This is a genomic window from Pseudomonas sp. GW821-FHT09D08 (assembly GCF_059416305.1).
The window spans coordinates 365,644-391,285 of record NZ_JBWKOX010000003.1; the positions used below are offsets into that span (position 1 = coordinate 365,644).

Here is a 25,642-nt window from a genome sequence, read left to right on the forward strand (position 1 = left end):
TCTTACGGAGGGCCTTTGATGACCGACCTGCTGACTCCCATCCAAGCCGCACTCGATCTACCCCACACCCCGCTGACCTTCACCGAGGCTGGCGCCCTGCCCTCGACCTTCGCCGTCACCGAACTGGCCAGTGCCAGCATCGGCGCCGCCGGGCAGGCCGTCGCCCAGTTGATCCGGCAACGGACCGGGCGCCTGCCCGACGTGACCGTGGACCGACGCCTCGCCTCTTTCTGGTTCTCGTCCTCGATCCGCCCGCTGGGCTGGCAAGTGCCGCCGTTGTGGGATCCGGTGGCCGGCGATTACGCCAGCGCCGATGGCTGGATTCGCCTGCACACCAACGCGCCTCATCACCGTGTCGCCGCCGAGCGGGTGCTGGGCACGGTCGCCGACCGCGCCGGGATGGCCGGCAAGGTCGCGGCGTGGAACGCGGCAGAACTGGAACAGGCGATTGTCGACCAAGGTGGCTGCGCCGCGCAGATGCGTGCCTGGCAAGCCTGGCAGCAGCACCCGCAGGGGTTGGCGGTGAACGCCGAGGCGTTGGTCCAACGCCAGACCTTCGAAACCACGACCGACAAACCCTGGCACGGTTCGCTGGCACGCCCGCTGGCCGGCCTCAAGGTGCTGGACCTGACCCGCGTATTGGCCGGCCCGGTGGCCAGTCGTTTCCTTGCCGGCCTCGGCGCGGATGTCCTGCGCATCGACTCACCCACCTGGAACGAACCCGGCGTAGTCCCGGAAATGACCCTGGGCAAACGCTGCGCGCGCCTGGACCTGAAAACGCCCGAAGGTCGGCGGGTTTTCGAGCATTTGCTCAGGGACGCCGACATCCTGTTCCACGGTTACCGCGCTGACGCCCTGGAGCATCTGGGCTACACCGCCCCCGAACTGCAACACCTCGCCCCAGGCCTGATCGACGTCAGCCTCAACGCCTACGGCTGGAGCGGCCCGTGGCGTAATCGCCGGGGCTTCGACAGCCTGGTGCAGATGAGCAGCGGGATCGCCGAGGCCGGCATGCGCTGGAAACACGCGGATAAACCGCTGCCACTGCCGTTGCAGGCGCTGGATCACGCGACCGGGTATCTGATGGCGGCCAGTGCGATTCAGGCGCTGGGCGAACGGTTGCAGTCGGGGCGCGGTGGTTCGGCGCGGTTGTCGTTGGCACGCACCGCAACGTTACTGGTGCAAGCAGGCCAAGTGCCCGAGCAACCGACGTTGCGCGAGGAAGAACCAGGGGATCGAGGCCTGGTCGTCGAACAGACCGCCTGGGGCCAGGCCCATCGGCTGCTGCCCCCGCTGACCATCAGCGGTACGCCATTGCAATGGGATTTGCCGGCGGGAGAATTGGGCTCCCACCGGCCTCAATGGTGACTTGACGGCCGCTAGCGGGAGCAAGCCCCCTCCCACACTTTGATGGTGAACATATTCAAGATGTGGGGGGAGCTTGCTCCCGATGAGGCCAGTACCGTCACCCCATCACAAGGACAACACCCCACTGTACAACCCATACGCCGCCAGCCCCGCGCCGGCGATCACGCAGCTGAAAATGCCTTTCTCAACATGGGTAAACAACGGCTGGCCCTGTTCGCGCTTGGCGAGGGCGAACAGGATCACGCCCGGTGCATACAGCAGCGCCGACAGCAGCAGGTATTTAAGGCCCCCGGCGTAGAGCAACCATACGGCGTAACCCAGGGCGATCAACCCCACCAGCAGGTCCTTGATGCGATGGCGGTGGGCACCTTCATAGGTTTCACCGCGCCCGCTCAGCAACACCGCGTAGGCCGCCGACCACAGGTAAGGCACGAGGATCATCGACGACGCCAGGTAGATCAGGGTGGTGTAGGTGCTGTGGGAAAACAGCGTGATCACCAGGAAGACCTGGATCATCACATTGGTCAGCCACAAGGCGTTGACCGGCACCTGGTTGGCATTTTCCTTTTTCAGGAAGGCCGGCATGGTCTTGTCATGGGCGGTGGCGTAGAGGATCTCGGCACACAGCAGCGCCCAGGACAGCAAGGCGCCCAGCAGCGACACGGCCAGGCCGATACTGATCAGCAACGCGCCCCAGGGCCCGACGATATGCTCGAGCACACCGGCCAGGGACGGGTTTTGCAGGCCGGCCAGTTCCGCCTGGCTCATGATGCCCAGGGACAACACATTCACCAGCACCAACAACGCCAGCACGCCGAGAAAGCCGATCACCGTGGCCCGCCCTACGTCCGCGCGCTTCTCGGCCCGCGCCGAATACACACTGGCGCCTTCGATGCCGATAAACACAAATACCGTGACCAGCATCATATTGCGCACCTGGTCCACCACACTGCCGAATTGCGGCTTTTCCAGGCCCCAGATGTCAGCCGTGAAGATATCGGCCTTGAACGCCACGGCGGCGATCACCACGAACATCAGCAGCGGCACCAGCTTGGCCACGGTGGTGATCTGGTTGATGAACGCGGCTTCCTTGATCCCGCGCATCACCAGGAAATGCACGGCCCACAGCAGCAACGATGCGCAGCCGATGGCCACCGGCGTGTTGCCTTGGCCGAACACCGGGAAAAAATAGCCGAGGGTGCTGAACAGCAACACGAAATAACCGACATTGCCCATCCACGCGCTGATCCAGTAACCCCATGCCGATGAAAAACCCATGTAGTCGCCGAAACCCGCCTTGGCGTAGGCGTACACCCCGGAATCCAGTTCCGGCTTGCGATTGGCCAGGGTCTGGAAGACAAACGCCAGGGTCAGCATGCCCACGGCGGTGATCGCCCAACCGATCAACACCGCGCCCACCTCCGCGCGCGCGGCCATGTTCTGCGGCAACGAGAAAATCCCCCCGCCGATCATCGAGCCCACCACCAGGGCAATCAGGGCGCCAAGCCGAAGTTTCTGGGCCGGTTGAGACATGCAGACTCCTGAATAAGATTTGAGCGGACAACCGTGCACTCAACTAATTAACTCAGCGAGTGTAGCGTTTATTAAAGACAGCGATAAAACCGCCACGCTCATAACTCAGCGGCATGACAGTTTGCATAGTTTAGGCTTATTTAGATTTTAAATACGCCGAATACTTTGTCGCTTCCAAGCTATTTATTGTCGCCGTTGCGAAAAGTTTGCACATTCGGGAAAACGGGCTAGTTTCAAACGTCCATACGCAGCACTAAATGATTGACCAAACCGCAGAGACCGCTCTGGAAAGCGCCTTTGCGCGGAAAACTATTGCCCAGGTTTTTCCAGCCTAAGTCATTAATTCACAATGGAATGTGCCAATGAAGTGATCTGAGTCAGCTGTTTGATTAGCGCACGGAATTATTCTGTGGTCTCTCTTCTCCTGCATTGGAGTTATGCGATGTCTGAATCTCCCGGAAAACTTCGATTGGGTGCATTGGTTGCACTTGTCGTCGGCTCAATGATTGGCGGCGGGATCTTCTCTCTGCCGCAAAACATGGCCGCCAGTGCCGATGTTGGCGCGGTATTGATCGGCTGGGTGATCACCGCCGTGGGCATGCTGACCCTGGCGTTTGTCTTCCAGACCCTGGCCAATCGCAAACCTGACCTGGACGGCGGCGTCTACGCCTATGCCAAGGCCGGCTTCGGTGACTACATGGGCTTTTCGTCGGCCTGGGGTTACTGGATCAGCGCCTGGCTGGGCAACGTCGGTTACTTCGTCCTCCTGTTCAGCACCCTCGGTTACTTCTTCCCGATCTTCGGCGAAGGCAATACGCCTGCGGCGGTGATTGGCGCGTCGGTCTTGCTCTGGGCCGTGCACTTTCTGGTGCTGCGCGGGATCAAGGAGGCGGCGTTCATCAACCTGGTGACCACGGTCGCCAAGGTGGTGCCCCTGGTGCTGTTCGTGTTGATCGCCGTGTTCGCCTTCAAGCTGGACATCTTCACCGCTGACATCTGGGGCGTGAAAAACCCGGACCTGGGCAGCGTGATGAACCAAGTGCGCAACATGATGCTGGTCACCGTGTGGGTGTTCATCGGTATCGAAGGCGCAAGCATCTTCTCCTCCCGTGCAGAAAAACGCTCCGACGTCGGCAAGGCCACCGTGATCGGCTTTATCACCGTGCTGCTGTTCCTGATGCTGGTGAACGTGCTGTCCCTGGGCATCATGACCCAACCGGAGCTGGCCAAGCTGCAGAACCCGTCGATGGCCGCCGTGCTGGAGCATGTGGTGGGCCACTGGGGTGCGGTGCTGATCAGCGTCGGCTTGATCATCTCGTTGCTGGGTGCGCTGCTGTCGTGGGTGCTGCTGTGTGCGGAGATCATGTTCGCCGCCGCCAAGGACCACACCATGCCGGAGTTCCTGCGCAAGGAAAACGCCAACCATGTGCCGGCCAACGCCCTGTGGCTGACCAACGCCATGGTCCAGATATTCCTGGTGATCACGCTGTTTTCCGCCAGTACCTACCTGTCGCTGATCTACCTCGCCACCTCGATGATCCTGGTGCCGTACCTGTGGTCGGCGGCCTACGCGCTGCTGCTGGCGGTACGCGGCGAAACCTACGAAAACGCCCTCAAGGAGCGCAGGAAAGACCTGTTTATCGGCGCGATCGCACTGATCTACGCGGTCTGGCTGCTCTACGCCGGCGGCGTCAAATACTTGCTGTTGTCCGCCCTGCTCTATGCCCCCGGCGCGATCCTGTTCGCCAAGGCCAAGCATGAACTGGGCAAACCGATTTTCACCAACGTCGAGAAGCTGATTTTCGCCGCAGTCGTCATTGGCGCCCTGGTGGCTGCCTATGGCCTCTACGACGGCTTCCTGACTCTGTAACTGATGTTCACTGGAGGATCTGTAATGACCACGGAAAAAGTGAAGTACGGCGTACATTCCGAAGCCGGCAAACTGCGCAAAGTCATGGTGTGCTCCCCAGGCTTGGCCCACCAGCGGCTGACCCCTAACAACTGCGATGAACTGCTGTTCGATGACGTGCTCTGGGTAGCCCAGGCCAAGCGCGACCATTTCGACTTCGTGACCAAGATGCGCGAACGGGACATCGATGTGCTGGAAATGCACAACCTGCTGACCGATATCGTTGCCAACCCCGAAGCCCTGGACTGGATCCTGGAACGCAAGATCACCTCCAACACCGTGGGCCTGGGCCTGGTCGAGGAAGTCAGCTCCTGGCTACGCAGCCTGGAGCCGCGCAAGATCGCCGAGTTCCTGATCGGTGGCGTGTCGGCCGATGACCTGCCGAGCAGCTTCGGTGGCAAGACCATCGAGATGTTCCGCGACTTCCTCGGCCACGCCAGTTTTATCCTGCCGCCGCTGCCCAATACCCAGTTCACCCGCGACACCACCTGCTGGATCTACGGCGGCGTGACGCTCAACCCGATGTACTGGCCGGCCCGACGCCAGGAAACCCTGCTGGCCAGCGCCATCTACAAATTCCACCCCGAGTTCACCAACGCGGACTTCCAGATCTGGTACGGCGACCCCGACCAGGAACACGGTGCCGCCACACTCGAAGGCGGTGACGTCATGCCGATTGGCAATGGCGTGGTGTTGATCGGCATGGGCGAGCGCTCGTCCCACCAGGCCATCGGCCAACTGGCGCGCAACCTGTTCAAGAACAAAGCGGTGGAACGGGTGATCGTTGCCGGCCTGCCGAAATCCCGCGCGGCGATGCACCTGGACACCGTGTTCAGCTTCTGCGACCGCGACCTGGTGACCATCTTCCCCGAAGTGGTCAACCAGATCGTGCCCTTCACCCTGCGCCCTGACGAAAGCAAACCCCACGGCATCGACATCCAGCGGGAGAAAACCAACTTCCTCGAGACGGTGGCCGCAGCGCTCAACCTCAAGGCCCTGCGCGTGGTCGAGACCGGCGGCAACAGCTTCGCCGCCGAACGCGAGCAGTGGGACGACGGCAACAACGTGGTGGCCGTGGAGCCTGGCGTAGTGATCGGCTACGACCGCAACACCTACACCAACACCCTGCTGCGCAAGGCCGGCGTGGAAGTCATCACCATCAGCGCCGGTGAACTCGGCCGTGGCCGTGGCGGCGGCCACTGCATGACCTGCCCGATCATCCGCGACCCTATCGACTATTAAGGAGATCCCATCATGGCTTTCAATATGCGCAACCGCAGCCTACTGTCGCTGATGCACCACACCACCCGCGAGCTGCACTACCTGCTGGACCTGTCCCGCGACCTCAAGCGCGCCAAATACACCGGTACCGAGCGTCCGCACCTGCAAGGCAAGAACATCGCGCTGATCTTCGAAAAAACCTCGACCCGCACCCGTTGCGCCTTCGAAGTGGCGGCCCACGACCAGGGTGCCCACGTCACCTATATCGACCCGGTGTCGTCGCAGATCGGCCACAAAGAAAGCATGAAAGACACCGCCCGCGTGCTCGGCCGCATGTTCGACGCCATTGAATACCGTGGCTTCGAGCAGGAAATCGTCGAAGAACTGGCCAAGTTCGCCGGCGTGCCGGTGTTCAACGGCCTCACCGCCGAGTTCCACCCGACCCAAATGATCGCCGACACCCTGACCATGCGCGAGCACAGCGACAAGCCGCTGCATGACATCAGCTACGCCTACCTGGGCGACGCGCGCTACAACATGGGTAACTCGCTGCTGATGATCGGCGCCAAGCTCGGCATGGACGTGCGCATCGGCGCGCCGAAAGCCCTGTGGCCCCATGAAGACTTCATCAAACAGTGCCAGGCCTTCGCCGAGGAAAGCGGCGCGCGCATTACCATCACTGAAGACCCGAAAGAAGCCGTCAAAGGCGTGGACTTCATCCACACCGATATCTGGGTGTCCATGGGTGAGCCGGTGGAAGCGTGGGACGAACGCATCGAGCAACTGCTGCCGTATCAGGTCAACGCCAAGATGATGAAAGCCTCGGGCAACCCTCGGGTGAAATTCATGCACTGCCTGCCGGCGTTCCACAACAGCGAAACCAAGGTCGGCAAGGACATCGCCGCACGTTATCCGAACCTGGCCAATGGTGTGGAAGTGACCGAGGACGTCTTCGAGTCGCCGGCCAACATCGCCTTTGAGCAGGCGGAAAACCGCATGCACACCATCAAGGCGATCCTGGTGTCGGCACTCGCGGATATCTAAACCCTGCTGCGATCCCACTGTAGGAGCGAGCTTGCTAGCGAAAAATTCAAGGGCACCGCGTTCATTCAGGATGGGCGCGTTATCGTTGACCTCCTTCGCGAGCAAGCTCGCTCCTACAAAGGATTACAAGCTCTAGAAGGATTGCATTATGCGCATCGTCGTAGCCCTGGGCGGCAACGCCCTCCTGCGCCGTGGTGAACCCATGACCGCAGACAACCAACGCGCCAATATCCGCATCGCCACCGAACAGATCGCCAAGATCCATGCCGGCAACGAACTGGTCATCGCCCACGGCAATGGCCCGCAGGTCGGCCTGCTGTCGTTGCAGGCGGCGGCCTACACCAGCGTTTCGCCGTACCCGCTGGACGTGCTCGGTGCCGAGACCGAAGGCATGATCGGCTACATCATCGAACAGGAACTGGGCAACCTGCTGGACTTCGAAGTGCCGTTCGCCACCCTGCTCACCCAGGTGGAAGTGGACGCCAAGGACCCGGCCTTCCAGAACCCGACCAAGCCCATCGGCCCGGTGTACTCCAAGGCCGAAGCGGAAAAACTCGCCGCCGAGAAAGGCTGGGCCATCGCCCCGGATGGCGATAAATATCGCCGCGTCGTGGCCAGCCCACGGCCCAAACGCATCTTCGAGATTCGCCCGATCAAATGGCTGCTGGAAAAAAGCGCCATCGTGATCTGCGCCGGCGGCGGCGGTATCCCGACCCTGTACGGCGAAGACGGCAAGCTCAAGGGCATCGAAGCCGTGATCGACAAAGACCTGTGCTCCTCGTTGCTGGCCACGCAGCTGGACGCCGATTTGCTGGTGATTGCCACCGACGTCAATGCCGCCTTTATCGACTTCGGCAAACCGACCCAAAAAGCCATCGGCCAGGCCCACCCCGACGACATGGAAAAACTCGGCTTCGCCGCCGGCTCCATGGGCCCCAAGGTGCAAGCCGCCTGCGAGTTCGCCCGCCAGACTGGCAAAACCGCGGTGATCGGTTCACTCTCGGACATCGAAGCCATCGTCCAGGGCAGCGCCGGCACACGCATCAGCACGGCGACACCTGGCATCACCTATCTGTGAAGTAGAGGAGATACGCCTATGGCCACCTTTGAACCCGGTCACCTGCACGTCGAACGTCACGCGCTGAACAAGGACGACTACAGCTACAACCTGTGTATCGACTACGAAGTCAGCCAGGATCCAAAGGAAGGCAAGGGCATGCTGTTCAAGCTGCACGGCTCGGTGCAGGGCAAGGACCTCAAGGAAGAGTTCTTCTTGCCCAAGGACCAGGCATTCGACTTTGCCCGGCATGCGATGAACATCGCGCAGAAGTATGGGATGCCGAAGATTGCGGTGTTGAATGGCTCGATGCACAAACAGTACGACCTGATGTTCGAGGATGTGCGGCATCAACTGGATGTGAAATCCGGGGACCCGATCAAGCCTGAACACCTGGAATAACCCGACGCCCCCGACTCCAACCCTCATATGTGGGAGCAAGCCCGCTCCCACATTTTTGATCTCCATCACCTGTCAGGCATACTGGCCACCCTCAGTACGCCAGAACCAACATTCGCCCCATGCGTATCCACGTCAGCTTCATCGACCGCGTCGGCATTACCCAGGAAGTCCTGGCCTTGCTCGGTGGGCGCAATCTCAACCTGGATGCGGTGGAAATGGTGCCGCCCAACGTCTATATCGATGCGCCGACCCTCAGCGCCGACGTGCTCGAAGAGCTGCGTGACGCGCTGTTCAGCGTGCGCGGCGTACAAGCGGTGACGGTGGTGGACATCCTTCCCGGCCAACGCCGCCACCTGCAACTCGACGCCCTGCTGGCGGCCATGACCGACCCGGTGCTGGCCCTGGACAGCGCGGGCAAGATCCTGCTGGCCAACCCGGCGCTGATCGCGCTGTACGGTCGCGAACCGGCCGGGGAAAGTATCGCCGAGCTGTTCAATGATCCGGCCTTGCTGGACACCTTGCTGGAAAACGGCTTTCGCCTGCCCTTGCGTGAAATCAGCGTCAACGGCCAGACGTTTTTGCTCGACGCCACGCCGATCACCGATGCCGGCGCCCTGCTCACCCTGTACCAACCCAACCGCATCGGCGAACAACTGTCGGCGCTGCACCACGATCATGCCGAAGGCTTTGATGCGCTGCTGGGCGAATCCCCGGTGATCCGCACCCTCAAGGCACGCGCACAACGGGTGGCCGCACTCGATGCGCCGCTGTTGATCCAGGGCGAAACCGGCACCGGCAAGGAGTTGGTGGCGCGGGCCTGCCACGCCATCAGCGCGCGCCACAGTGCGCCGTTTTTGGCGCTGAACTGCGCGGCGCTGCCGGAGAATCTCGCCGAGAGTGAATTGTTCGGCTACGCCCCCGGCGCCTTTACCGGCGCCCAACGCGGCGGCAAGCCGGGGCTGATGGAGCTGGCCAACCAGGGCACGGTGTTTCTCGATGAGATCGGCGAAATGTCGCCCTATTTGCAAGCCAAGTTGCTGCGTTTTCTCAACGACGGCAGCTTCCGCCGGGTCGGCGGCGACCGCGAAGTGAAGGTCAATGTGCGCATCCTCAGCGCCACCCACCGCGACCTGGAAAAAATGGTCAGCGAAGGTACCTTCCGCGAAGACCTGTTCTACCGCCTCAACGTGCTCAACGTCGAAGTGCCGCCCCTGCGTGAGCGTGGCCAGGACATCCTGCTGTTGGCCCGCTACTTCATGCAGCAGGCCTGTGCGCAGATCCAGCGTCCGGTATGCCGCCTGGCGCCCGGCACCTACCCGGCGCTGTTGGGCAACCGCTGGCCGGGCAATGTGCGCCAGTTGCAGAACGTGATCTTCCGCGCCGCCGCCATCTGCGAAAGCAGCCTGGTGGACATCGGTGACCTGGACATCGCCGGCACCTCCGTGGCGCGCCAGAGCGACGGCGAAGTCGATAGCCTGGAACAGGCCGTCGAGGACTTCGAGCGCAGCCTGCTGGAGAAACTCTACGTCAGTTACCCCTCGACCCGGCAGTTGGCCAGCCGCCTGCAAACCTCACACACCGCCATCGCCCACCGCTTGCGCAAGTACGGCATTCCCGCAAAACCCTGAGCGCCTGCCTCACCAGAACGCACGCCGGCCACGATGCTTGATAACGCCGGCGGCGCTGAAAAACAGCTGCGCGGCCATGGGCGGGCTGATGCGCGAATAGTAGATCGCGATCGCCTCGTTGTCGGTTTTGTCGAGCAGGCTGCGAAAGCTCATGAAGCGCTGCTCCGGCCTTTTCAGATGGCCGGCGTTATAGGGTAAATCGGGGTCCGTGGGCGATGAATAATGAAAGTGCGCATAAGCCAGAACCTTGCCCTGCCTGTCCTTGACCACATACTCCTGCAGGAAATCATCCACCCGCTTGAGCGCAATACGCCCCTCGATGCGCAGTATCTGCACCTGGTCCTGGGCCTGGAGCCAGGCAATCCCATCCTCATCGGGCGGCAAGCGCTTGATCATCTCGATGCGCAACCCTCGCCCCTGCTCCAGAGAGTCGCTGGCGGCCTGTTCCAGCTCATCGAGCAGCGCCTGGGCCGCGGTATCCGGCGTTGACGGCAGCGCCTTGCGGATCTTTTCGGCAACCGCCTTGATGCCCTCGGACTGCCGCGTCAACCGGGCTTCGACGCTGGCCGGCAGCGTGGCACTGCGCGCTTCATCGCGGGCCTGCTGCAGCACCAGCGGTGCCCTGGCCAACAAGCGGCGCGCGTCGGCCTTGAGGTTTTCCAGGGAACGCGTCGGCCGCGGCATCACCGCGCCAGCCTCGGTGATCGCTTCGAACGCATCCGAACCCGGCTGCTGATGCAGGCTGACCACCACGGCCTGGTCAATCGGGTTGATGACATCAACGATGTCTTCGGTCGCTTCCGGCGTGCGGGCGCGAACCCGCCCCAATTGATAGCGCTTTTTCGAATCGCGGATCAGCCGTTGATCGGCTTCAAGGGGGCGTACCCGGCCAGGCTGAGGGTTGCGCTCGTGCTCACGCAGCAGCTTTGCCAGGGCGATTCTCGACTCCTGTTCCAGGCTGAGGATCGTGGCTTGCACCGGCACCTCGGCATCCCCATGGATCAATTCCGGCGCGGCGGCACGGTATTCATCCAGGAGCGCCAGGGTTTTCGCGTATTCGTGCAGTACCGCCCGGGTGCCGTCGATGCGCTGTTGCACACTCAGCACGCCTGGCTCATCGATGGTTTTCTGGGACTGGGCCGACTGGATCGCCTCATCCATGGCCGCGTCGATCCGACTGTAATCATCCTGTTCTTCAGGCAGGGGCAGCCGGCGCCACAGCTGCTCCTTGAGCACCTGCAACTGCACGGTCCGCCAGTCCAATGGCAGCCCGTATGAGGACGGTTGCAACTCACCGATGTAGGACTTGTAGGCAGGAATGCTGAGCAACCGCTCGTAATTGACCCGCTCCCAGAAGCTCAGGTTGACCATCTTGTCGTGAAACTCGCCGATCCTGCGGCTCTCTTCGCTCAAGGTCCCGATCACTGCCTGGGCCGCGATCGCGTCCTCCCCCGCCACCCGCTCCGACAGTTGCGCGAGATGCGCTGCGGAAAACTGCTCCTCGCGGCGACTGAAGGTCAGCACGAACATCTGCCGGCGCATGTTCAGCACGATATCTTCCAACTGCAGGCACTGTTCCCGTTCAAAGCCGTCCAGGGGCTTGTTGGCGTTTCTGCGCATCAGCACATTGAGTTTTTTCTGTTGCGCATCGGCCTTTTTTTCCAACTCGCGCAGGTAACGCGCCCGGGCATCGCGCCGGTGCTGCTCGGTAAAGGCCGCCTCGGAGGTCAGGTGCGCCTTCTCACACAGGTCTTCGGCCGCGCTCACGACACGCTCGAGGCTCTGCAATTCGCTGCTTGCCGCGCTGTATTCGTGCTCAAGCTCAAGCTTTTGCCGCTCGATGTGGGCACGCCGCTGGGCCACCGTGCTCTTTGGCTGCCCGCCAACCAGGCGCAGGCCCAGGTCGACTTTCCACACCCCATGGGCATCCTTGTCCAGCCACGGGCCGAGACGCTGGGGTTGCCGCAGATCGACGACCCGCCAGCCATCCCTGACCGCCCTCACGCCATAGACTTTGCTGTCTATCAAGGTGTACTGCTCGTGACGGGCCGCGCTGCCATCGCGCTGGACCAGCACCCGACCACGCACCGGGCTGGCCGCCGAGGCCAGTGTCGGCGAGTCGGGCCAGCGCTCGCCCTGCCTGGGTGACCATTGGAAAGTCTCGAGCTGGGCACGCTGCCGGGTCGTAAGCCTGGACCTTGAGTTGGCCCAGGAAAAATCCATTGCCGTGACGTCGGCGAATGAACGCTGCCAGGCAAACGTCGACGCCGAGTGGCGCGTGTGGCTGGCCGGGATCAAGTCATGTGCCTGGGCAGCGCCCGAACTCAAGCGCAGCCGTTGATCCAGCGTGACCACCGGGCTCATCAGCAGGCCGGCCATGCTGCCGATCAGCTCGGCGAAGGCATTGGCAGAATCTTCGCGGCTCGTCTCGGCCGGCAGCGCCAGCACCGCCTGGAATGTCCTGAAGGTCTGGGACAACCAGCCCGCCACCGCCACCGGGCCCCTGACCATCGGCAAAAGCGCATTGAACACTTGCCACAGATCATTCTTGAACAGGGTCCAACGCAGCGCCTCGTTGGAAACCGACTGCTTGACCGCGCGCTGCCACAGGTCTCGGGCGTTTTCATCGAAGACGCTCTCAAGGAACTCGCCACGCACCGCTTCGTCACTCAGCAACGCCGGGCTCGATGCGGGCAGCACGTCGAACTCATCGCCCTGCAGCACACGCTGGACATGGGGACGCAGAAAACCGCCGTTGGCAAACAGGGCACGGCTGTCCTGCGGTAAACGCTGCAGCACCACGGGTTGAAGATCGCTGCCCACCGTTGCGATCGCGTCGAGCAACGCCTGGCGACTGGGGAATTGTTGCAGCATCGCGTCGGTTTGATCCGGCCGATAGAGAATATGCGGCAACGTGCTGTTGTCGCGGGGACCGATGACAAACAGGTTGTGCGCTTGATGGGCCAGCCCGCCTGCATGGGCCAGGAACGCCAGGGGCCTGGCGACGATCACCTCACCGTCGACCACACGCTGGCGCGGATCTTCCCGCAGCAACGCGTGCACCACCCGAGCGCCGGAGCGGGTAAAGCCGTTGCGTTGGCGCAGGCTGTTTTCAAGGGCGCGCATCGGCAGTTGCAGCGCCATCTGAGCGACAAACAAACGGCGCCGCCGTGCAGACTGCGTCGGGTCAGCGATCAGTGCGTGCTCCAGCAACGGCGGATAGTGCTTGCCCACGTCCACCCGTTCGATCAGCCCCTTGAGATAGGCCGGCGTGACCCAGTGCGGCACGTTACCTGGGGTGACCTGGTGGCTGATGTGCACACTGGCATAGGCGGTGGCGAAGGGGTTTTCCAGCGACCACTGGGTCAAGGTCCGGGTGGTCCGTTGCGTCCAGCCAACCGTGCCGCCCTGGGTGCGCTCGAAGGTCAGGAGGCAGTCGTCCGGGTTGATGGGGGCCTGCGCTGGATGATCCAGGCGCATTTGCCGTTGCAGCGCCTTGCGCGCGTACACATCGATCGGCTCGAGGCCATCGAGGAACGTTGCACCGCCGGTGCTGCGCTGTAGCTGCGCCAGGCGCTCCAGCCACTGACCGTAAGCCAGGCGATCCGCGCTGCTGGCCCGCTGCAACCAGAGCGGCAGCTGTTCTTCATGAGGTTGTTCGAGAGCGTCCGGGTCGAACCAGGCCAGTGGCGAGGTGAGCGTGGTGAACAACTGTTCATAGCTGCCGATGTCGGGCAGTGCCGACCAGTCAACCCGCCGCACATCGCGAAGTTGGCGTTCGAGCAAGGCCTGGGCCAACGCATCGAACACATCGCCCTCGGGCTCGCGCAGTACCCATTGCAGCGGCGCCCCTGGCCGGTAACGGCCCATATAGCGCGGCAGCAGGTCACCCAAGGCGTCCAGGGACTCGAGCTGCACCAGGTTCATCGCCGGGATATAGACGAGGGTGACCTGTTGCCCCACGACCCGACGCTGCAAGACCAACAGCGGCAGCCATTCGCCCGTTGTCCCGGCCTGGGCCGCATAGACTTGATAGATATGCAGCGCATCGGCGTTACCCAAGGCTTCTCGATCCGCCCGATACCCCCAAAGCTGCTGTGCCTGCTCATCGCCCAGCCCCAGCAGCAGCCGCGCCTGCTCCGGCGTCAATGGCGGGTTCTGCCGCGCCGTGAGCAGGCATGCACGTAACTGGCTGCTGACCGCGTGCCAACGGCTGTCGGCAGAACCGTCCGACACGCGCGCGTTCCAGTAGTGCACCAAGCGCTCGGCAAAACCCGCCAGCACATCGGGCGCCAGGGTGTTGAGCATCCACTCGATATCGTCCACGGTGATGGCGCCGCTCGCCGGTTCGAACACCTGCGGTGCAGACTGCACCAACAGCACATGATGGCCTGGCGTGTAGTTCAGCGCGTCACCCTTCATGCAGCGCTTGATCAGTGCGTCGCTCAAGGTCATAAGCGGCATGTGGCGGCGGCCGCTCGAGGTTGGCTGGATCACACCGATCCAGCTGTTACCGGCCTGCAGGCCGGAACCGGCAAACCACTGCCCGATCCATTCCTGGATCATTGCGCGGGCCACTTGGCCCAGGCCCAGGCGCCGGGCGAAGACCTTGGATAAATAATCGCGAGACGTCCGCGCCTGGGAAATCTCTGGGGGAATAACCTTTGAAGCACTCATGGGGCGCATCCTGATGACGAAATGCGCGCACGGTAAAACGCCGGCCGGCCTCCCGGACGGTAGATAAATCGCGAAAAACGACGTCCATGCGTACTGAAAGCGCTACAGTGGAACGATATCGCTACAACCTTGTTTTTTGCGCGCCATGCAAGGCTTTGATCCGCATAGGCTTTTTTTCGACGGCCGGAGTGTAGCGAAATCGCTACACATAAATGCGCTATCGTTATAACCGTTTTTACCAAGCCATTGATTAATAAAGGATTAATCGCATTGGCCGCGATATTGCTAAGCAACTCCCCATTATTCCAATCCCGCCCACCAGACGATTCTGGCCCTGAGGAGTTTCCATGAGCGAGTTGCGTTTCACTGAAGATCACGAATGGCTGCGCGCCGAAGCTGACGGCAGCGTCACCGTGGGTATCACCGCTTTCGCGCAGAACGCGCTCGGTGATGTGGTGTTCGTGCAACTGCCGGAGTTGCAGGCCTATGACAAGGGCGCAGAAGCGTCCACGGTTGAATCGGTCAAGGCCGCCAGCGGCGTGTACATGCCGTTGGACGGTGAAGTGCTGGAAGTGAACGCCAAGCTCGATGGCAGCCCGGAACTGGTCAACGAAGACCCGCTGGGCGAAGGCTGGTTCTTCCGCTTCAAACCGGCCGATGCCGGGGCAGTCGCTAAACTGTTGGATCAGGACGCGTACGACCGCCTGATCAAAGCCAACGCCGAAGCCTGAGGAGCGCGCCATGACCATCAATCTCAGCACCGCCAATGAGTTCATCGCCCGCCACATCGGCCCTCGCCAGGAAGATGAGCAGCAGATGCTCGCCAGCCTGGGCTTCGATTCCCTGGAAGCCCTGAGCGCCAGCGTGATCCCGGAAAGCATCAAGGGCACCAGCGTGCTCGGCCTGGAAGACGGCCTGGGCGAAGCCGAGGCCCTGGCCAGGATCAAGGCCATCGCCAGCCAGAACCAGCTGTTCAAGACCTACATCGGCCAGGGCTACTACAACTGCCATACGCCGTCGCCGATCCTGCGCAACCTTCTGGAAAACCCGGCCTGGTACACCGCCTACACGCCTTATCAGCCAGAGATTTCCCAAGGCCGCCTGGAAGCGCTGCTGAACTTCCAGACTCTGATCAGCGACCTCACCGGCCTGCCGATCGCCAACGCCTCGCTGCTTGATGAAGCCACCGCCGCCGCCGAAGCCATGACCTTCTGCAAGCGCCTGAGCAAGAACAAGGGCAGCAACGCCTTCTTCGCCTCGGTCCACAGCCACCCGCAAACCCTCGACGTACTGCGCACCCGTGCCGAGCCGTTGGGCATCGACGTGGTGGTGGGCGATGAGCGCGAACTGACCGATGTCAGCCGGTTCTTCGGCGCCCTGCTGCAATACCCGGCCAGCAACGGTGACGTGTTCGACTACCGCGCGCTGACCGAGCGTTTCCATGCCGCCAACGCCCTGGTGGCCGTGGCTGCCGATCTGTTGGCCCTGACCCTGCTGGCCCCGCCGGGTGAGTTCGGCGCCGACGTGGCCATCGGCAGCGCGCAACGCTTCGGCGTGCCGCTGGGCTTCGGTGGCCCGCACGCGGCGTATTTCTCCACCAAGGATGCGTTCAAGCGCGACATGCCGGGGCGTCTGGTCGGTGTGTCGGTAGACCGCTTCGGCAAGCCGGCCCTGCGCCTGGCCATGCAGACCCGCGAGCAACATATCCGCCGCGAGAAAGCCACCAGCAACATCTGCACCGCGCAAGTGCTGCTCGCCAACATCGCCAGCATGTATGCCGTGTACCACGGGCCCCAGGGCCTGACCCAGATCGCCAAGCGCATTCACCAACTGACCGCGATGCTCGCCAAGGGCCTGACCGCCCTGGGCCTCAAGGTCGAGCAGGCACACTTCTTCGACACCCTGACCCTGCACACCGGCGCCGACACCGCTGCGCTGCACGACAAGGCCCGCGCCCAGCGCATCAACCTGCGCGTGGTGGACGCCGAGCGGGTTGGCCTGTCGGTCGACGAAACCACCACCCAGGCCGATATCGAAACCCTGTGGGCAATCTTTGCCAATGGCAAGGCCCTGCCGGACGTCAACGCCACGGTGGACAGCCGCCTGCCCGACGCATTGCTGCGCCAGTCGCCGATCCTCAGCCATCCGGTGTTCAACCGTTATCACTCGGAAACCGAGCTGATGCGCTACCTGCGCAAGCTGGCGGACAAGGACCTGGCCCTGGACCGCACCATGATCCCGCTGGGCTCGTGCACCATGAAGCTCAACGCCGCCAGTGAAATGATCCCGGTGACCTGGGCCGAGTTCGGTGCACTGCACCCGTTCGCCCCGGTCGAGCAAAGCGCCGGCTACCTGCAACTGACCTCCGACCTGGAGGCCATGCTCTGCGCGGCCACCGGGTATGACGCGATCTCCCTGCAGCCGAACGCCGGTTCCCAGGGCGAGTACGCCGGCCTGTTGGCCATCCGTGCCTATCACCAGAGCCGTGGCGAAGCACGTCGTGACATCTGCCTGATCCCATCGTCGGCCCACGGCACCAACCCGGCCACCGCCAACATGGCCGGTATGCGTGTGGTGGTTACCGCCTGCGACGCCCGTGGCAACGTCGACATCGAAGACCTGCGCGCCAAGGCCATCGAGCACCGCGAGCACCTCGCCGCGCTGATGATTACCTACCCGTCCACCCACGGCGTGTTCGAAGAAGGTATCCGCGAAATCTGCGGGATCATCCACGACAACGGCGGCCAGGTGTACATCGACGGCGCCAACATGAACGCGATGGTCGGCCTCTGCGCCCCGGGCAAGTTCGGCGGCGACGTGTCCCACCTGAATTTGCACAAGACTTTCTGTATCCCCCATGGCGGTGGCGGCCCGGGTGTTGGCCCGATTGGCGTCAAGTCCCACCTCACGCCCTTCCTGCCCGGCCACGCGGCCATGGCGCGCAAGGAAGGCGCGGTGTGTGCGGCACCGTTCGGCAGTGCAAGCATCCTGCCGATCACCTGGATGTACATCAGCATGATGGGCGGCGCAGGCCTCAAGCGCGCGTCGCAGCTGGCGATCCTGAATGCCAACTACATTTCCCGTCGCCTGGAAGAGCACTACCCCGTGCTCTACACCGGCAGCAACGGCCTGGTGGCGCACGAATGCATCCTCGACCTGCGCCCGCTGAAGGACAGCAGCGGCATCAGCGTGGATGACGTGGCCAAGCGCCTGATCGACTTTGGCTTCCACGCCCCGACCATGTCGTTCCCGGTGGCGGGTACGCTGATGATCGAGCCGACCGAAAGCGAATCCAAGGAAGAACTGGACCGCTTCTGCGACGCGATGATCGCCATCCGCGAGGAAATCCGCGCGGTGGAAAACGGCACCTTGGAAAAGGACGACAACCCGCTGAAAAACGCACCGCATACCGCGGCGGAACTGGTTGGTGAATGGAACCACCCATACAGCCGTGAACAAGCGGTGTACCCGGTGGCTTCGTTGATCGAAGGCAAGTACTGGCCACCGGTTGGCCGGGTCGACAATGTGTTTGGTGATCGCAACCTGGTGTGTGCGTGCCCGTCGATCGAGAGTTACGCATAACCCGACTGGCTGAGCGCGGTCAAAAATGTGGGAGGGGGCTTGCCCCCGATAGCGGTGTGTCAGTCACCAGAGCTTTCTACTGACCCACCGCTATCGGGGGCAAGTCGAATCGTCGCACCGCCCCTCCCACATTGACCGAGTACACCCAATACATAACAAGAAACCGGAGAACAACTCATGTCCTTAAGCGTGTTCGACCTGTTCAAGATTGGCATCGGCCCCTCCAGCTCCCACACCGTCGGCCCCATGCGCGCGGCCGCTCGATTCGTCGAGGGCCTCAAGCGTGACAACCTGCTGAGCGCCACCACCGGCATCAAGGTGGAACTCTATGGCTCCCTCGGCGCCACCGGCAAAGGCCACGGCAGCGACAAGGCCGTGCTGCTGGGCCTGGAAGGCGAACACCCGGACACCGTGAACACCCAAACCGTGGCCGCACGCCTGGCGCAGATGCGCGGCGACGGTCGCTTGAACCTGCTCGGCGAACACAGCATTGCGTTCAACGAGAAAGAACACCTGGCGATGATTCGCAAACCCCTGGCCTACCATCCCAACGGCATGATTTTTCGTGCCTTTGATGCGGCGGGCATCCAGATCCGCAGCCGCGAGTACTACTCGGTGGGCGGCGGTTTTGTGGTGGATGAAGATGCCGCCGGCGCCGACCGGATCGTCGAAGACGCCACCCCACTGACGTTCCCGTTCAAACATGCCAAGGACTTGCTCGGCCATTGCACCACCTACGGGCTGTCCATCAGCCAGGTGATGCTGACCAATGAAAGTGCCTGGCGCCCGGAAGCGGAAACCCGTGCCGGCCTGTTGAAGATCTGGCAGGTGATGCAGGACTGCGTAGAGGCCGGCTGCCACAACGAAGGCATCTTGCCCGGCGGCTTGAAGGTCAAGCGTCGCGCCGCCGCCTTGCATCGCCAGTTGTGCAAGAACCCGGAGTCGGCCCTGCGCGACCCGTTGTCGGTGCTGGACTGGGTCAACCTGTACGCCCTGGCCGTCAACGAAGAAAACGCCAACGGCGGGCGCGTGGTCACGGCGCCCACCAACGGCGCGGCCGGGATTGTGCCGGCGGTGCTGCATTACTACATGCGCTTTATCCCTGGCGCGAATGAAGACGGCGTGGTGCGCTTCCTGCTCACCGCCGCCGCCATCGGCATTCTCTACAAGGAAAACGCCTCCATCTCCGGTGCCGAAGTCGGTTGCCAGGGTGAAGTCGGCGTGGCCTGTTCCATGGCCGCTGGCGCGTTGTGCGAAGTATTGGGCGGTACGGTTTCCCAGGTGGAAAACGCCGCCGAGATCGGCATGGAACACAACCTCGGCCTGACCTGCGACCCGATTGGCGGCCTAGTGCAGGTGCCCTGCATCGAGCGCAATGCGATGGGCTCGGTGAAGGCCATCAATGCGGTGCGCATGGCCTTGCGTGGCGACGGGCAACACTTCGTCTCGCTGGACAAGGTCATCCGCACCATGCGCCAGACCGGCGCCGACATGAAAAGCAAATACAAGGAAACCGCCCGTGGCGGTTTAGCGGTCAACATTATCGAGTGCTGACGCCTAAAGGCGCGCCGGCACGTTTTTCAGGAGCTGAACATGTCCACCGAAACCCTGTTGAAAACCCCATTGCACGCCCTGCACCTCGAGCTGGGTGCACGCATGGTGCCCTTCGCCGGCTACGACATGCCGGTGCAATACCCACTGGGCGTGATGAAGGAGCACCTGCACACCCGTGAACAGGCCGGGCTGTTCGACGTGTCCCACATGGGCCAGATCCGCCTGACCGGCGCCAATGCCGCCAAGGCCCTGGAAACCCTGGTACCGGTCGACATCATCGACCTGCCGGTCGGCATGCAGCGCTACGCCATGTTCACCAATGACCAGGGCGGCATCCTCGACGACCTGATGGTGGCGAACCTGGGTAACGACGAACTGTTCCTGGTAGTCAACGCGGCCTGCAAGGACCAGGACCTGGCGCACCTGCGCCAGCATATCGGCGAGCAGTGCAGCATCGAGCCGCTGTTCGAAGAACGCGCGCTGCTGGCCCTGCAAGGCCCGGCTGCGGTGAAGGTACTGGCGCGCCTGGCCCCGGAAGTCACCCGGATGACCTTCATGCAATTCGCCCCGGTGCGCCTGCTGGGCGTGGACTGCTACGTCAGCCGCTCGGGCTACACCGGTGAAGACGGTTTTGAAATCTCCGTGCCTGCCGCCAGCGCCGAAAGCCTGGCGCGCAGCCTGCTGGCCGAGGACGAAGTGCAGGCCATCGGCCTGGGCGCCCGTGACTCGCTGCGCCTGGAAGCCGGCCTGTGCCTGTACGGCCACGACATGAACACCGAGACCACCCCGATCGAAGCCAGCCTCCTGTGGGCAATCTCCAAGGCCCGACGCACCGACGGTGCGCGTGCCGGTGGCTTCCCGGGTGCCGACCGCATCTTCACCCAGCAGCAAACCGGTGTAAGCCGCAAGCGCGTAGGCCTGCTGCCCCAGGAACGCACGCCTGTGCGTGAAGGCGCAGAGATCGTCGACGAACACGGCAGCGTGATCGGCAGCGTGTGCAGTGGTGGCTTTGGCCCGAGCCTGGGTGGCCCACTGGCCATGGGTTACCTGGACAGCGCATTCACCGCACTGGACACCGAAGTTTCTGCGTTGGTGCGTGGGAAAAAAGTGCCACTTCGTGTAAGCAAAATGCCATTTGTGCCGCAACGTTACTATCGTGGCTGATTGACTGTTCCTATAAGTAACGCGGTTGCGTTAACGTGCACTAATCTGTAACGCAACCGCCATAAAACAGTGCAGCAACGATAGGCATTATTATAGGAATTAACCTATAACAAGTGACCCATTCTATCGAATAAGTCGGTTTCACATTATTCAACGAAGTGTCATGCGACCGAGCAAAACCTGGGCTTTTTCCAGGGCTTGTTTTTTCTCCATTAGTTGGCGTAGAGTTTGCCCACTGTGTTTGCATGGGTCGCTTGGAACCTGGACCTGGGCAGTAGCTGAAGTAGTTGTGCTACAACCCGTTCGACGTCTCTTACTTTCCTGCAACCCAGCCCAGTACTCTTTCATGTGAAAGGGGCTGTCATTAATTTTTAGCGTCAAGGAAATAAGAAAATGGCTGATCGTCAGAGCGGTACCGTCAAGTGGTTTAACGACGAGAAAGGGTTTGGTTTTATCACTCCAGAAAGCGGTCCGGATCTGTTCGTGCATTTCCGCGCTATTCAAGGCAACGGCTTCAAAAGCCTGAAGGAAGGCCAGAAGGTCACCTTCGTTGCAGTTCAAGGCCAGAAAGGCATGCAGGCTGACGAAGTACAAGCAGAAGGCTGATCCTTCCTGCGACAAAAAGCCCCTGACATGACATCAGGGGCTTTTTTATGGACGCTATTCCGTAAAATGATTTTTTTCCTCTGAGAGCCCTGCCATGTCCAAACCCTTGCTGAGTCCCCAAGGCGAGTTCCCCGCCGTTGGCCTGGGCCGTCGCCTGGCAGCGATGTTCTATGACTTCCTGTTGTGCACCGCGCTGCTGATCGTCACCGCGTTTATCTACAAGCTGGTGTGGATCGCGTTCGTGGGCGAAGCCAGGATGCGCACCCTCACCGAATCCGGCGCACTGGACGGTGACCCGCTGCTGTCGACGATTCTGTTCTTTGTGCTGTTTGGTTTCTTTGCCAAGTTCTGGACCCATTCCGGGCAAACCCTGGGCATGCAGGTCTGGGGCGTGCGCGTGCAAAACGCCGACGGCTCGCGGATCAGCCTGTGGCAGGCGCTGTTGCGCTTTGTGGTGTCGATTGCGTCGTGGTTATGCGTGGGGCTGGGGTTTGTCTGGTCGTTGTTCGACAAGCACAAACGCAGTTGGCATGACATCTACTCGGATACGCAGTTGGTGCGCATCCCGAAGCAAAAGAAATAATACCCTTCTTATTGGAGATCTAAATGTGGGAGGGGGCTTGCCCCCTCCCACATTTTCAACCGAGCTCGCCTCGGTTCAGGCGTTACCCGCCAGCTTCAGGCGCGCAGCCTGGGTGAATTCCAGCATGCGCTTGAGCGGTCGCACGGCGTGAGGAATCACCGACGGCTCGACGAAGATCTCGTTACTGCCCTCACGCAGGCACTGCAGCGTGCGCTCCAGCGTATTCATCGCCATCCACGGGCAGTGCGCGCAGCTGCGGCACGCGGCACCGTTACCGGCCGTGGGCGCTTCGACGAAGACCTTGTCCGGGCACAGCTGCTGCATCTTGTAGAAGATGCCGCGGTCGGTCGCCACGATGAAGGTCTTGTTCGGCAGCCGCTGTGCCGCCGCAATCAACTGGCTGGTGGAGCCCACCGCGTCCGCCAGTTCGATTACCGAGGTCGGCGATTCCGGGTGCACCAGGATCGCTGCGTCCGGGTACAGCGCCTTCATGTCTTCCAACTGCTTGGACTTGAACTCCTCGTGGACGATGCACGCACCGTCCCACAGCAGCATGTCGGCGCCGGTCTGGCGCTGGATGTAGGTACCCAGGTGCTTGTCCGGGCCCCAGATGATGGTCTCGCCGTTGTCCATCAGGCTTTCGACGATTTCCAGCGCACAGCTGGAGGTCACCACCCAATCGGCCCGGGCCTTGACCGCCGCCGAGGTGTTGGCATACACCACCACGGTGCGCTCGGGATGCTGGTCGCAGAACGCCGAAAACTCATCCACCGGACACCCCAGGTCCAGGGAGCACGTGGCTTCCAGGGTCGGCATGAGGATGCGTTTTTCGGGGGTGAGGATTTTGGCGGTCTCGCCCATGAAACGTACACCGGCGACCAGTACGGTCTTGGCCGGGTGGGCTGCGCCGAAGCGGGCCATTTCCAGGGAGTCGGAGACACAGCCGCCGGTTTCTTCGGCCAGGGCCTGGATCACCGGATCGCAGTAGAAGTGGGCAACCAGCACCGCGTCCTGAGCCTTGAGCTCGGCAGCAATGGCGGCACGCAGGCTCGCCTCTTCCTCGGCGCTGAGGGCCTTGGGCTGCTTGGCGTCGAGGTGGGCTTGAACCAGTAGGCGTTCGGAAATGTGCGTCATGTTCGCAAGACCTGCAGGCGCAGTAGCGCGAAAGTCGAGTGTACCACCGGCTCTGGAGCCCTTCGGGCGCCGCCGGACGAAGTGATTGTGTTCATCAAGCACGGGTAAAGGTGAAGCTGCGCAAGGCTACAGAATATCCAATGGTTTCAAAAGCCTAATCTGGCTTTGACGCGTGTGCCTGTCGGGCAAAAAAAAACGGTAATGGCACATTGACTCTCCCCCTCGGGGGAGGGTTTACGCTCCCCCGCCTTCAGAAATCACCTCAAGCAAATAGCCGTCAGGGCCACTGCTTGCCCCCCATTTACGCGTTATAGGGAAATAGCCGATGAATAATCCACTGGACTTGGACAGCGTCATTACCACCACCCGCGAAATCCTCGCGCAGCTATTGGTGATGGACCTCGCAGAGGTCGATGAGCACAGCAGCATCGTGGAGGATCTGAATGCCGACTCCCTGGATATCGTCGACCTGAGTTTTCAGCTTGGCCGTAACTATGGCTGCACGCTGCCTAAAACCAGCGTGCTGGACCATGCGGTAGCGGTGTTTGGCGACGTCAGCGAACTGGTCGAAAAAGGCCGTATCACCCACGCTGGGGTAGCGCTCCTGGAGCAGAGCCTGAGCGCATTTGCACCCGGGCAACTGCGCGCCGGCATGCAGCCGGCGGACGTGTTCGCGGCCACCACGGTGCGTAATTGGGCCGTGCAGTGCTACCGGATGTTCGACCACCTCCCCGCGACCTGCCCTGAATGCAATGCCGACCAGGCGCGTCTGAATGAGCGTCGCCAGGTGGTGTGCGGCGGTTGCAGCGCGCGCTTGACGCCGATGGAGGGCGACGACATTTCTCGCCATCTGGTTGAGCAGTTTGCCGCGTCGCGCTTGCCGGAAGCGGTCTAGGAGTTTCTTCATGGGGCCGCGAGAGGTTTTAGTCACGGGCTATGGGTTGGTAGCGCCCACGGCACTGGATGCTGCAACGCTGTTTGCGCAGATCGGCGCAAAGCGTTCGTGCATTCGCCAACACCCGGTGTTTGCCGAGTTGGGTTTTGCGGCGAGCGCCGCGGGTTTCATCGACCCCGTTCAATGGCAAACCATCAGCGCACAAGTGGCGATGGGTGACACACCCCTGCCGCGCCAGAGCCTGCTCGCCGAGTTCGTGGCCAGGCAGGCGCTCCAGCAGGCAGGCCTGGGTCGCGCCGACTTCGCCCGCGTGCCCAGCGGCGTGTTCCTCGGCGCCAATAAGCATTGTGTAAGCCGTGACCTGCAAGAGGCCAGCCGCTATATGGACGACGTCGGCAGCGTCGACCTGGATCGCTACCTGGACAACCACACCCTGGTGGGCGGCCCATTCGCTCGTCGGATCGACCAGCAGACGGTACACATCGCCCGCCTGCTCGGCATTCGCGACCATATCAGCACCCACTCCGATGCCTGCGCGGCCGGCACCATGGCAATCGGCGCCGCGTTTCGCGCCATCGAGCGCGGTGACATCGACCTGGCCCTATGTGGCGCCGTCGAGCTGATGGCCCATGAACTGTCGTATTACAGCTTCGACGGCCTGGGCGCCATTTGCCAACGTGCCGACCTCGCGCCCGAACAACAGAGCCGTCCGTTCATGAACGACCGTTGCGGGTTCGTCCTCAGCGAGGGCGCGGCGATGATCGTGCTGGAGTCCAGGGAACATGCCGAGCGCCGCAAGGCCACGCCAATCGGTCGCGTCCTGGGTTACGCCAACTATTGCGAAGCGCAGAAGATCACCTCCAGCAGCCGCGACGGCAGCCATTACGCCCATTGCATGAAGGCAGCACTCGCCCATGCAGGCCTGGGCTGCGACGCGGTCGATCACGTCAATACCCATGGCACATCGACCCAGGCCAATGATCGCAGTGAAGCCCTGGCGATTGCGCAGGTATTCGGCACCGGCGTAAGCACGATGACCTTCACAGCCAACAAATCGGCGATCGGCCACTCCCTGGCGGCCAGCGGCGCGATCGAGGCGGTGCTGTCACTGATGAGCCTGCAACAGGGCGTGCTGCTACCCACCCTTAACTACGACCCGGCAAACGCCGAGTTCCCTGAGTTGAATTTCCTGACCGAAACGCAGCGTCAGCCCATCGATGTGGTGCTGTCCAATTCGTTCGGTTTCGGTGGCGTCAACAGTTCGCTGGTTTTGGGAAAAGCATGA

Annotated in this window: 18 protein-coding genes; 15 read left to right on the top strand and 3 right to left on the bottom strand. The window is 62.1% G+C overall.

From position 1 onward, the window contains the following. Positions 1 to 18 precede the first annotated feature (18 nt). Positions 19 to 1,368, top strand: coding sequence for a CoA transferase (locus tag AC07OP_RS07930; protein WP_495100531.1), 1,350 nt, complete (start codon positions 19 to 21; stop codon positions 1,366 to 1,368). A 105-nt stretch (positions 1,369 to 1,473) separates the two neighbouring features. On the opposite strand, the gene arcD (AC07OP_RS07935) is transcribed toward AC07OP_RS07930, so the two are convergent. Continuing rightward, entirely contained in the window at positions 1,474 to 2,901 is a 1,428-nt protein-coding gene (gene arcD / locus AC07OP_RS07935) for an arginine-ornithine antiporter (RefSeq protein WP_027605562.1), read from the bottom strand. Between the two features lie 442 nt (positions 2,902 to 3,343). Here arcD (AC07OP_RS07935) and arcD (AC07OP_RS07940) point away from each other — a divergent pair, with 442 nt between their 5' ends. The 6 genes from arcD (AC07OP_RS07940) (at position 3,344) to gcsR (ending at position 10,162) form a co-directional block, all read left to right on the top strand. Then, positions 3,344 to 4,771 (top strand): arginine-ornithine antiporter, encoded by a 1,428-nt coding sequence (gene arcD, locus AC07OP_RS07940; RefSeq protein ID WP_065939154.1) that lies wholly within the window; start codon positions 3,344 to 3,346, stop codon positions 4,769 to 4,771. 24 nt (positions 4,772 to 4,795) lie between these two features. Continuing rightward, positions 4,796 to 6,052 carry an arginine deiminase gene (arcA, locus tag AC07OP_RS07945; protein ID WP_027605560.1) on the top strand — a complete coding sequence of 419 codons (1,257 nt, stop codon included), beginning with the start codon at positions 4,796 to 4,798 and terminating at the stop codon, positions 6,050 to 6,052. 12 nt (positions 6,053 to 6,064) lie between these two features. Next, positions 6,065 to 7,075: an ornithine carbamoyltransferase gene (locus tag AC07OP_RS07950; protein ID WP_141155889.1), complete on the top strand. Its 1,011-nt coding sequence runs from the start codon at positions 6,065 to 6,067 to the stop codon at positions 7,073 to 7,075. Between the two features lie 148 nt (positions 7,076 to 7,223). Continuing rightward, on the top strand, positions 7,224 to 8,153 hold the full coding sequence (gene arcC / locus AC07OP_RS07955; RefSeq protein ID WP_065925908.1) for a carbamate kinase: 930 nt from the start codon (positions 7,224 to 7,226) through the stop codon (positions 8,151 to 8,153). A gap of 18 nt (positions 8,154 to 8,171) precedes the next feature. Next, entirely contained in the window at positions 8,172 to 8,534 is a 363-nt protein-coding gene (locus AC07OP_RS07960; protein ID WP_027605557.1) for a DUF5064 family protein, read from the top strand. 119 nt (positions 8,535 to 8,653) lie between these two features. Further along, the gene (gcsR, locus tag AC07OP_RS07965) at positions 8,654 to 10,162 is read left to right on the top strand and encodes a transcriptional regulator GcsR (RefSeq protein ID WP_092358402.1); all 1,509 of its coding nucleotides are present in this window, start codon (positions 8,654 to 8,656) and stop codon (positions 10,160 to 10,162) included. A gap of 9 nt (positions 10,163 to 10,171) precedes the next feature. Here gcsR and AC07OP_RS07970 read toward each other — a convergent pair whose 3' ends face one another. After that, positions 10,172 to 14,839, bottom strand: a complete 4,668-nt coding sequence (locus AC07OP_RS07970) for a hypothetical protein (RefSeq protein ID WP_495100530.1) — start codon at positions 14,837 to 14,839, stop codon at positions 10,172 to 10,174. Between the two features lie 347 nt (positions 14,840 to 15,186). Between AC07OP_RS07970 and gcvH the strand changes: the two genes are divergently transcribed. From gcvH to AC07OP_RS08000, 6 genes are all read left to right on the top strand, one after another. Next, positions 15,187 to 15,570, top strand: coding sequence for a glycine cleavage system protein GcvH (gcvH, locus tag AC07OP_RS07975; protein WP_027605554.1), 384 nt, complete (start codon positions 15,187 to 15,189; stop codon positions 15,568 to 15,570). A gap of 10 nt (positions 15,571 to 15,580) precedes the next feature. Next, entirely contained in the window at positions 15,581 to 18,421 is a 2,841-nt protein-coding gene (gene gcvP, locus AC07OP_RS07980; protein ID WP_495100529.1) for an aminomethyl-transferring glycine dehydrogenase, read from the top strand. A gap of 177 nt (positions 18,422 to 18,598) precedes the next feature. Next, on the top strand, positions 18,599 to 19,975 hold the full coding sequence (locus AC07OP_RS07985; RefSeq protein ID WP_141155893.1) for an L-serine ammonia-lyase: 1,377 nt from the start codon (positions 18,599 to 18,601) through the stop codon (positions 19,973 to 19,975). A gap of 39 nt (positions 19,976 to 20,014) precedes the next feature. After that, positions 20,015 to 21,139, top strand: a complete 1,125-nt coding sequence (gene gcvT, locus AC07OP_RS07990) for a glycine cleavage system aminomethyltransferase GcvT (RefSeq protein ID WP_027605551.1) — start codon at positions 20,015 to 20,017, stop codon at positions 21,137 to 21,139. Positions 21,140 to 21,532: 393 nt separating this feature from the next. Continuing rightward, positions 21,533 to 21,745, top strand: coding sequence for a cold-shock protein (locus AC07OP_RS07995; RefSeq protein ID WP_014339904.1), 213 nt, complete (start codon positions 21,533 to 21,535; stop codon positions 21,743 to 21,745). Positions 21,746 to 21,839: 94 nt separating this feature from the next. Continuing rightward, positions 21,840 to 22,328 (top strand): RDD family protein, encoded by a 489-nt coding sequence (locus tag AC07OP_RS08000; protein WP_065925902.1) that lies wholly within the window; start codon positions 21,840 to 21,842, stop codon positions 22,326 to 22,328. A gap of 75 nt (positions 22,329 to 22,403) precedes the next feature. On the opposite strand, the gene nadA is transcribed toward AC07OP_RS08000, so the two are convergent. Further along, positions 22,404 to 23,462 carry a quinolinate synthase NadA gene (nadA, locus tag AC07OP_RS08005; protein ID WP_495100528.1) on the bottom strand — a complete coding sequence of 353 codons (1,059 nt, stop codon included), beginning with the start codon at positions 23,460 to 23,462 and terminating at the stop codon, positions 22,404 to 22,406. Positions 23,463 to 23,787: 325 nt separating this feature from the next. Here nadA and AC07OP_RS08010 point away from each other — a divergent pair, with 325 nt between their 5' ends. Together AC07OP_RS08010 and AC07OP_RS08015 are read left to right on the top strand one after the other, a co-directional pair. After that, a complete protein-coding gene (locus AC07OP_RS08010; protein WP_115487163.1) occupies positions 23,788 to 24,357 on the top strand; it encodes an acyl carrier protein in 570 nt (189 codons plus the stop codon). Between the two features lie 10 nt (positions 24,358 to 24,367). Next, positions 24,368 to 25,642: a beta-ketoacyl-[acyl-carrier-protein] synthase family protein gene (locus AC07OP_RS08015; RefSeq protein WP_495100527.1), complete on the top strand. Its 1,275-nt coding sequence runs from the start codon at positions 24,368 to 24,370 to the stop codon at positions 25,640 to 25,642.

Coding starts and splice junctions, on each gene's coding strand:
- AC07OP_RS07930 (WP_495100531.1), top strand. CDS start 19: ATGACCGACCTGCTGACTCCCATCCAAGCCGCACTCGATCTACCCCAC.
- arcD (WP_027605562.1), bottom strand. CDS start 2,901: ATGTCTCAACCGGCCCAGAAACTTCGGCTTGGCGCCCTGATTGCCCTG.
- arcD (WP_065939154.1), top strand. CDS start 3,344: ATGTCTGAATCTCCCGGAAAACTTCGATTGGGTGCATTGGTTGCACTT.
- arcA (WP_027605560.1), top strand. CDS start 4,796: ATGACCACGGAAAAAGTGAAGTACGGCGTACATTCCGAAGCCGGCAAA.
- AC07OP_RS07950 (WP_141155889.1), top strand. CDS start 6,065: ATGGCTTTCAATATGCGCAACCGCAGCCTACTGTCGCTGATGCACCAC.
- arcC (WP_065925908.1), top strand. CDS start 7,224: ATGCGCATCGTCGTAGCCCTGGGCGGCAACGCCCTCCTGCGCCGTGGT.
- AC07OP_RS07960 (WP_027605557.1), top strand. CDS start 8,172: ATGGCCACCTTTGAACCCGGTCACCTGCACGTCGAACGTCACGCGCTG.
- gcsR (WP_092358402.1), top strand. CDS start 8,654: ATGCGTATCCACGTCAGCTTCATCGACCGCGTCGGCATTACCCAGGAA.
- AC07OP_RS07970 (WP_495100530.1), bottom strand. CDS start 14,839: ATGAGTGCTTCAAAGGTTATTCCCCCAGAGATTTCCCAGGCGCGGACG.
- gcvH (WP_027605554.1), top strand. CDS start 15,187: ATGAGCGAGTTGCGTTTCACTGAAGATCACGAATGGCTGCGCGCCGAA.
- gcvP (WP_495100529.1), top strand. CDS start 15,581: ATGACCATCAATCTCAGCACCGCCAATGAGTTCATCGCCCGCCACATC.
- AC07OP_RS07985 (WP_141155893.1), top strand. CDS start 18,599: ATGTCCTTAAGCGTGTTCGACCTGTTCAAGATTGGCATCGGCCCCTCC.
- gcvT (WP_027605551.1), top strand. CDS start 20,015: ATGTCCACCGAAACCCTGTTGAAAACCCCATTGCACGCCCTGCACCTC.
- AC07OP_RS07995 (WP_014339904.1), top strand. CDS start 21,533: ATGGCTGATCGTCAGAGCGGTACCGTCAAGTGGTTTAACGACGAGAAA.
- AC07OP_RS08000 (WP_065925902.1), top strand. CDS start 21,840: ATGTCCAAACCCTTGCTGAGTCCCCAAGGCGAGTTCCCCGCCGTTGGC.
- nadA (WP_495100528.1), bottom strand. CDS start 23,462: ATGACGCACATTTCCGAACGCCTACTGGTTCAAGCCCACCTCGACGCC.
- AC07OP_RS08010 (WP_115487163.1), top strand. CDS start 23,788: ATGAATAATCCACTGGACTTGGACAGCGTCATTACCACCACCCGCGAA.
- AC07OP_RS08015 (WP_495100527.1), top strand. CDS start 24,368: ATGGGGCCGCGAGAGGTTTTAGTCACGGGCTATGGGTTGGTAGCGCCC.